This window comes from Georgenia satyanarayanai (assembly GCF_009193135.1).
Taxonomy (GTDB): domain Bacteria; phylum Actinomycetota; class Actinomycetes; order Actinomycetales; family Actinomycetaceae; genus Oceanitalea; species Oceanitalea satyanarayanai.
Genome location: NZ_VUKC01000018.1, coordinates 59,170 through 66,732 on the forward strand (window position 1 = coordinate 59,170; position 7,563 = coordinate 66,732).

8 protein-coding genes are annotated in these 7,563 nt (G+C 68.7%); 3 read left to right on the forward strand and 5 right to left on the reverse strand.

Annotated elements, in window-relative coordinates:
* Nucleotides 1-160 precede the first annotated feature (160 nt).
* From GD632_RS14560 to GD632_RS14570, 3 genes are all read right to left on the reverse strand, one after another.
* Nucleotides 161-1,021 carry an SDR family oxidoreductase gene (locus tag GD632_RS14560; RefSeq protein WP_152192936.1) on the reverse strand — a complete coding sequence of 287 codons (861 nt, stop codon included), beginning with the start codon at nt 1,019-1,021 and terminating at the stop codon, nt 161-163.
* Between the two features lie 90 nt (nt 1,022-1,111).
* Nucleotides 1,112-2,017 carry a nuclear transport factor 2 family protein gene (locus GD632_RS14565; protein WP_226924895.1) on the reverse strand — a complete coding sequence of 302 codons (906 nt, stop codon included), beginning with the start codon at nt 2,015-2,017 and terminating at the stop codon, nt 1,112-1,114.
* Nucleotides 2,018-2,074: 57 nt separating this feature from the next.
* Entirely contained in the window at nt 2,075-2,719 is a 645-nt protein-coding gene (locus GD632_RS14570; protein WP_152192937.1) for an NAD(P)-dependent oxidoreductase, read from the reverse strand.
* 129 nt (nt 2,720-2,848) lie between these two features.
* Between GD632_RS14570 and GD632_RS14575 the strand changes: the two genes are divergently transcribed.
* The 3 genes from GD632_RS14575 to GD632_RS14585 are packed head-to-tail and all read left to right on the forward strand — an operon-like array spanning nt 2,849 to nt 4,910.
* Nucleotides 2,849-3,220 carry a winged helix-turn-helix transcriptional regulator gene (locus GD632_RS14575; protein ID WP_152192938.1) on the forward strand — a complete coding sequence of 124 codons (372 nt, stop codon included), beginning with the start codon at nt 2,849-2,851 and terminating at the stop codon, nt 3,218-3,220.
* Entirely contained in the window at nt 3,217-4,023 is an 807-nt protein-coding gene (locus tag GD632_RS14580; protein WP_152192939.1) for a protein-ADP-ribose hydrolase, read from the forward strand. Before GD632_RS14575 ends, GD632_RS14580 begins: the two co-directional genes overlap by 4 nt.
* Nucleotides 4,020-4,910: an SIR2 family NAD-dependent protein deacylase gene (locus GD632_RS14585; protein WP_152192940.1), complete on the forward strand. Its 891-nt coding sequence runs from the start codon at nt 4,020-4,022 to the stop codon at nt 4,908-4,910. Before GD632_RS14580 ends, GD632_RS14585 begins: the two co-directional genes overlap by 4 nt.
* Nucleotides 4,911-5,551: 641 nt before the next feature.
* Here GD632_RS14585 and GD632_RS14590 read toward each other — a convergent pair.
* Together GD632_RS14590 and GD632_RS14595 are read right to left on the reverse strand one after the other, a co-directional pair.
* Nucleotides 5,552-5,923: a GntR family transcriptional regulator gene (locus tag GD632_RS14590; protein WP_226924896.1), complete on the reverse strand. Its 372-nt coding sequence runs from the start codon at nt 5,921-5,923 to the stop codon at nt 5,552-5,554.
* Nucleotides 5,902-6,843 carry a hypothetical protein gene (locus tag GD632_RS14595; RefSeq protein ID WP_152192941.1) on the reverse strand — a complete coding sequence of 314 codons (942 nt, stop codon included), beginning with the start codon at nt 6,841-6,843 and terminating at the stop codon, nt 5,902-5,904. The genes GD632_RS14590 and GD632_RS14595 overlap by 22 nt, the downstream gene beginning before the upstream one ends.
* Between the last annotated feature and the right edge of the window lie 720 nt (nt 6,844-7,563).

The following is a 7,563-nucleotide window of genomic DNA, read 5'->3' on the forward strand; positions in this document are numbered from 1 at the left end:
GCCCGTTCCCGTTGACGGTTCGGTTTGCGGGACGGTCCAACGCGATGACCTCGAAGCTTGTGTTGCACCATCGAAGAACGACCGCAGCATCCGCAGGTAGCACAAGGCCAGTTGACATCTATCGTGCAGCAGTCCCGTCCTCGCTGAGGATGTGACTGCGTCAGCGTGCCGGGGTGCTGCGCAGGTATTCCTCCAGGCCGAGGGGTCGTGAGCCGGTGATGTCGTGGACGGTGTCGGTGACTGTCGCCATGGTGCCGTCGGCGATCGCGGTGTAGGTGCTCACCCATGCGTCGACCTGCCAGTCCGGGGCGCCGTAGCCCGCGCGGGAGGCGTATGCCTCATCGAGGGTCTCGTCGTGGTACGTGACCGGGGTTCCGCGCGCCGTGGAGATGGTGGCGGCGACCTCGCCGAGGGTGAGCGCCTGGGGCCCGGTGAGGTCGTAGGTGCGGTGGGTGTGCGGAGCCGGGTCTGACAGGACGGCGGCGGCGGTGCGGGCGACGTCCGCGCGGGCGACGAACGCGCAGGCGCCGTCCCTCGCGGGGCCGCGGATGACGCCGTCGGGGCCGACGAGCGCCTCGGTGAAGTCGAGGTAGAAGCTGTCGCGTAGGAAGGTCCAGGCCATCCCGGAGGCCTTGAGGTGCTCCTCGGTGGCGTGGTGGTCGCGTGCAAGGGTGAAGGTCGCGTCCGGTGCGGCGGCGAGGAATGAGGTGTAGACGACGTGCTCGACGCCGGCTTCGGCGGCTGCGTCGATGAAGGTGCGGTGCTGCGCGAGGCGGTCTGCGCTCTCGGACGCCGAGACCATGAACAGCACCTGCACGCCGGCGAGGGCTCGTCTCGCGGCCTCCAGGTCCCTGAACTCGGCACCGGCGACCTCGGTGATGGTGGCGTGGCGGGGCGCCTTGGGGCTGGCCGGGTCACGCACGACGAGACGGTGGGGCGTCCTGGCGGTGTCGAGGAACTGAGAGACGAGGCCACCGAGGTGGCCGGTCGCACCCGTGACGGCAAGGGTCCTGGGGGTCATCTGGTCTCCTGGGTTCTGGGTCTGGTGCCAGCGTCACGCGGATGCGCCCCGGTGACCACCCCGCGCGGGGATGATCACCGGGGCTGGGCCTCAGAAAGCGCCGTTGTCGTGCGGCATCTCGGCGGGGATGGGAGAGATCGCATCCCAGTGCTCGACGATCTTGCCGTCCTGGACGCGCCACAGGTCGGCGTAGATCGCCGGCCCGCCGAAGTCGCCCTCGGAGTAGGTGAAGACGAGGTCACCCTCGGCGATCACCTGGTGGACGGTGGTGTAGACGAGGTTCTTACCCTCCGCGGCCCAGGCGGCCGAGGCGGCGGCGAAGCCGTCGAGGCCGTCGGCTGCCTCGGGGTTGTGCTGGGCGTAGGAGTCGGTGGAGATGAACTCGGGCAGGGCGTCGTAGTCCTGGCCGACGAGCACCTGCTCGGTGAACCGGGAGACGAGCTCGGCGTTGGCGTCGGTGTCGGCGGTGTCGGCGGGCTCGGTCGGGCCGTCAACCTGGCTGCGCCCGCTCGCCGTTTCCTCCACCAGCGGTGTCAGGGAGTCCCAGTGCTCGACGATCTGCTGGTCCTCGACATGGAACACGTCGAACGCAACTAGCGGCGTCTCGGCGAATCCGTAGTAGGTGCCGTGCAGCACGACGGTGTCGTCCTGGGCGATCACGCGTGCGGGCTCGTAGCGGAAGTCCGCGGGAGGCGACTGGACCATCGCGCGAAGGCCCTCGACACCGTCGGCGGCGAGCGTGGAGTGCTGGACGTAGTCGGGTGAGAAGTACTCGTCGATCGCGTCGAGGTCGCGGTCGGTGAACACGGCGGTCGCGGCGTCGACCACGAGCTCCTTCGTGGACGGTTCCTGCGCGCTCTGCTCGGTGCTCTCCTCGACGCTTTCCGGAGTCGTCTCCTCGGTCGGGGTCTGGCTCGAGCACGCGCCCAGTGCGAGCACGAGGGTGCCGGCCATGGCGAGGGCGCCGGTGGTGCGCAGGAGGGGTGGGGTCTTCATTGTGCGTTCGTCTCTTTCGGTGGGCGGTAGCGCCTTCAACAGGTGGAAAAGGTGGGGTCAGTACGCGACGGAGAAGCGCTGGCGCCGGTGGGCGGGGCGCTCGATCTCGTCGACGAACGCCTGGGCGTAGTCGGCGCCGGAGATGGTGGAGTTGCCCTCGTCGTCGACCAGGAGCAGGTCACCACCGAGCCGGAAGGTGCCGGTGTGCTCGCCGGCGGCCCAGGCGCCGAAGCCACCGGCCGGGCTGAGGTAGAACCAGTCGAGGGCCGCGTCCGAGGCGTGCAGGTCGTCCAGGATCGCGGCCATCTCGGCGGCCTCGGGCTTGAAGGCGTCAGGGAAGCCGTCGGTCTCGGCCACCGTCGGGCCGCCGGGGGCGACGAGGAGCGAACCTGCTCCGCCCACGACACCGAGGCGAGCACCGGCCGCCTGCGCCGCGGCGGTGAGCTCGCGCACGACGCCGACGAGCTTGCCCTCGAGCGTGCCGCGCGGGGACAGCGCCGCGACGACGACGTCCGCGCCCGCCGCGGCACGCTGTACGACGGCCGGGTCGAGCACGTCACCGCTGATGTAGGTAACCCCGTCGATCGTCTCGGCGGGGACGGTCCGCGCGATCGCGGTGACCTGGTGACCGCGCGAGGCGGCCTCGCGGACGATGTTGCTCCCGGCGTACCCGGTGCCGCCGACCACGGTGATGCGAGCCATGTCGATCTTCCTCTCGTTCAGGGGCTTCCTTCCGAAGTCGCTGTCACTTACCGTAAGAGAGTCAAGACGGACTGGGTAGTAGGCACGTTCCGGTAACTATGTGCCCAACTGGTAAGCATGGAGGTAGGGATGTCCGAACCACAGTGGGATCCGTATGACCGCAACTGCCCCACGCGGGCACTGCTGGACCGCATTGGCGACCGGTGGACGGTGCTCGTCGTCGGTGCGCTCAGCGAGGGCCCGATGCGTTTCGGGGAGATCGCCAGGCGCATCGACGGCGTCTCGCAGAAGATGCTGACCCAGACGCTGCGCGGGCTCGAGCGCGACGGACTGGTCACGCGCACGATGTACCCGCAGATTCCCCCGCGCGTGGAGTACGAGCTGACCGAGGCCGGCCGCACGCTGCGCGAACCGCTCGCAGCCCTGGAGACCTGGGCCAAGACGCACATGGCCACGGTCCTCGCGGCCCGTGAGCTGGCCGACGCCGGGACGGGGTCGTGACCGCCCCGCTCGCCGAGCTGGTCGAGCACTTCGCCGCCGAGCGTGGGCAGGACGTCACCGGTGTATCGCCGTCCCGGCACCGCGCACTGCTCGCCGCACTGCTCACCACCCGGCCGCCTGAGCCTGTGCCGGCCCCGGTCGCCGCCGCGCTCGACGACCTGCTCGCCCGCGAGGCCGGTGCACGCGAGACCGTCTCGGCCGCCGATCTGGCACGCGTCGGTGACCAGGTGCCCGGTCTGACGGGTCCTCTCGCCAGGACCAGCGTGTGGCAGGGCGACATCACGACCCTGGTCGTCGACGCGATCGTGAACGCCGCCAACGCCCAGCTCCTGGGCTGCTTCGTCCCCGAGCACCGCTGCATCGACAACGTCATCCACGCGGTCGCAGGGCCCGCGCTGCGCGCCGAGTGCGCCGAACTCATGCAGGCACAGGGACACCCCGAACCGACCGGGCACGCGAAGATCACCGGCGGGTACCACCTGCCCGCCCGGTGGGTCGTGCACACCGTCGGCCCGATCGTGCCCGACCACCAGCCCACCATCGAGCACGCCAGCTTGCTCGCGTCCGCCTACCGGGCCTGCCTGCAGGCCGCGCACGACGCAGGAGCCGCGTCCCTCGCCTTCTGTGGAATCTCCACCGGCGTGTTCGGCTACCCGGTCGAGCTGGCTGCACCCGTCGCGCTCCACGCCGTCGAGGCCTGGCTCACTGAGCACCCTGAGACGGACCTGCACGTCGTGTTCAACACCTTCTCCTCGCGCGACACCGACGCCTACCTCACGACCCTCGCGGAGCGCCACCGATGAACCACCACCATCACCGCCAGGGGCTCGTACCTGGCAAGGCAACGCTCGATGACGCGCTCACCTGGATCCGCGACGCCGACGCCGTCCTGCTCACCGCAGGCGCCGGCCTGTCCTCCGCCGCCGGCTACGACTACGGCGACACCTGGCGCTTCGCCGAGCTCTTCCCCGCGCTGCACGCCCTCGGGTTCCGCGCTCGTTACGAGCTCATCGGCGCATCCCTGCCGGCGACGCACCTGTGGGGTTTTTGGGCCGTGCACACGAGCGACATCCGCTTCAACCCCGAGCCCAACCCGCTCTACCAACGCCTGCGTGAGGTCGTCGGCGACCGCGACCACTTCGTCATGACGTCCAACGTCGACGCCCTCTTCACACGCAACGGCTTCGACCCCGAGCACGTGTTCACCCCGCAGGGGGACTACGGCCTCTACCAGTGCAAGACCCCCTGCACCCGTCAGGTCTGGGACTCACGACCGGTCATCGAACGAGCCCTCACCAGCTACGACCCGACCACCGGCGGCGTCGATCCCGAGCACGTCCCCCTGTGCCCGAACTGCGGCGGGGAGACCTACCTCAACGTCAACACCGGCGCCAACTACATCGCCGACCACTTCGCCTCCACCGGCAACGCGCTCAACACCTGGCTCGTGGGCCACCGCGACACCGACCTCCTCATCCTCGAGATCGGCGCCGGCTTCAACACCCCCGGAGTCATCCGTCTCCCCGACGAGCACCTCACCCGACACCTCCCGCGCGCCCGCCTCGTGCGCGCCAACCCCCAGGCCGCTGACGTCCCGAGCGATATCGCCGCACGCGCCGCCTCGGCACGACTCGACGCCACCGCATTCATGACGATGGCGCTGGAGCAGATTGCATCGAAAGCGATGTGACCGAACGGCGCGCATCCCGCCGGATCGAGGTGCAGACCTACTGCAGCGGATGTGTTGCGCAGGGTGTTGCCCAACGTGACGCTTGCTCCTCCGGCTTACTGCTGGCGCCTGTCTCGTTCGACGTTCGGCTTACGTGACTTTCGTCACGGGATCGATGTCACTCTGGCTGCCGCAGCGCTCCGCTCACCCTCGCGGGCGGGCGGGCGCTTCCGTAGTGCACCAGCGTCTTAGCGCGGAGGCTTTCGGCGGCCGTCAAGTCCGCGGAGCGTCGAGATTCCCGAGGAACTCGGTCAGAACACCACGAGCGCCACCACGCCAAGGAGCACAATCAAGCTCAGCCCCGCGCCGATTAGCGAAACTTGGAGCACCTTGTCCGTCTGCCATCTCCGTTTCCTCATCAGCACTCCTCCTATGACACTTGTTGAAGGACTTCGCTCGGCGGACCAGACGACCACATTCAGCCTAGACGGCGCCGGGGCGCAGCGGTGTTCGACCGGGACGACATGGCCGCCTCCCGCCGCGCAACTCGGCTGGTTCTAGAAGTCGAAAGCAACGTGTCGCAAGCCGATCGGCTTACGGGATCAGCCGGCCGGGGCACTGCCGTCCGCCTCTTCGCGGCGGTAAAGCGATCTCCCATTCCTCTATCGGTCGGAATGAGATTCGGGCCAGACGGCTCGGAGCACGCGGATGGCGTCCTCGAGGCCTATATCGGCCTCGGTGCTGGCTTCCGCGAGGGCGTGCGCACGGTCGATGACGGCCCGGGGTGTGGTGCTTGCTGTTGGGCTGATACGGGTGCCACCACCGACGCGGGTTTGTAGCAGGCCTTGCTGCTCAAGCGAGCGGTAGGCCTTGGCGACCGTGCCGGGTGCGATCCCGAGGTCTTTCGCGAGCTGGCGGACCGAGGGCAGGCGTTCTCCTGCGGCGATGCGGTCGGTCGCGACGAGCCCGCGGATCTGGTCCTGGATCTGCTCGGCGGGCGACCCGCTCGTGGTCAGGATGATCTGGAGGACCACGGTGCCCTCGACCGACTGTTGTCGCGAGTTTGCGCGCTGGCCCTCAGGGCGATGAAGAGGACGGCGAACCAAAAGAACCAGCCGCAGACTTCCAGGGCGTCAGCCGCCACGCGCAGCGGCCCCTCGAGGCCGGCGAACGGGGTCCCTTTAGTGAACAACCCTTGCCCGGTCTGCGTTTGCCCGTAAATCCCTGCGGTCCCAGCGAGTGAGTTGACCACCCGTGCCAGATGCAGCAACAGCGCGCCGGTTGCCATCGCCATGACGTTGCGCGTGCGCCACCGCCGGACGGCGACGTCGTTCTCACGGTCTTGTGCCAGTGGGGGGCGTGCAATCAGTCCAGCGGCGAGGAGCGTGGCAGTCACGAGCAACGCCACGAGCGCCAGGGACGGCACAGAGAAATGCCAGCCGTAGATGGAGCTTCCCATGCTGCCGCCAGGTCCCAGATCGATCCAGTACATCGTGTAGCGGCCCTGGTCGTCGGGCACGGACGCGCGCCCCGCCCACACGGCGACCGCGACTGTCAGGACCACAGTCGCCGCGAGTGTGAGGAACCAGCCGCCCTTGCTGAAGCTGGTCAGTGTCCTGCGGTGCAGTTCCGCCGTCCGTCCGCCGCTCCTGCGTTCCACTGGCACCGTCAGCACGACGACCGAGATCAGCCCCGCGACGATTGGGACGGTGAACAAGGTCATCATGTGCGCCGTGGGGGACAGCCGTGTTATATGCCAAGGCGTCCCGAGCGGAAGCTGCTGAGCCAGCACGATGGCCGACGCGAGAACCACACCGGCCAAGGTCCACCACCGCACACCACGGCCCACCGCAAGCCGTGGCCTCTGGGAGCGGGTGACCGCCCAGACCACCACCAATGCCGCCACTAGGCCCAGCAATGCTGGACCGAACACAATGAGCAGCAACTGCTCCATGAGCACCCCACACGATCGTCTGCTGTGCCAACTGAGTGGCACACTTCGTATCACGCCGGCGATACGCTGTCGATCCGTGATCTGCACACCAGTCGGCTAAAGTACGACCACGCCTGGCCTCGGCAGGACTGACTGTCGATGGCCGTCGTCCGCCGACCTAACAGACAGGGGCGCTGCTCAGGGTGTACTCGGTCGGAGTCAAGTTCCTTCAACTCCTGCTCGGGCGGCGGCGAGCTGCCTTCACATCCGCACCGTCAGAGGATCCTTGATCGGTCGGTAGAAGGTCGGTAACGCGCGGAGTGTCCGATGGTGCCGCGCTGCGCCCCGACAGTGCAGCTCTGCGTGGCCTGTCAGACCGTGCTGTCAAACGGGAGCGGGACGCCTTGGTCGGTACCGGTGCGATGGCGACGCTGTGGCTCGCCTCGCCGCCTCTTTTGCGGTGCCGCTGTGTATTGCGGAGGTTCGAGCTGCCCTGAGGACGGACGGAGCTCGGATGTCAGTGGTCGGTCCTAGCCTTGGGAGCAGGACGGCAGAGCGGTCGAAAGCAGGGGGTGGGGTCGGTGAGCACCATCGACGACTTCGACCCGCACGCTGCCTGGCTCGAGGACCCGAGCACCTACGAGCCGGTCGGGGAGCAGTCCCTGCGCCGCCTCGAGGAGCTGTGGGCCCGCGAGGAGGACGCCGCCGACGCGTACGACGACCCCGGGCAGTCGCCTCCGC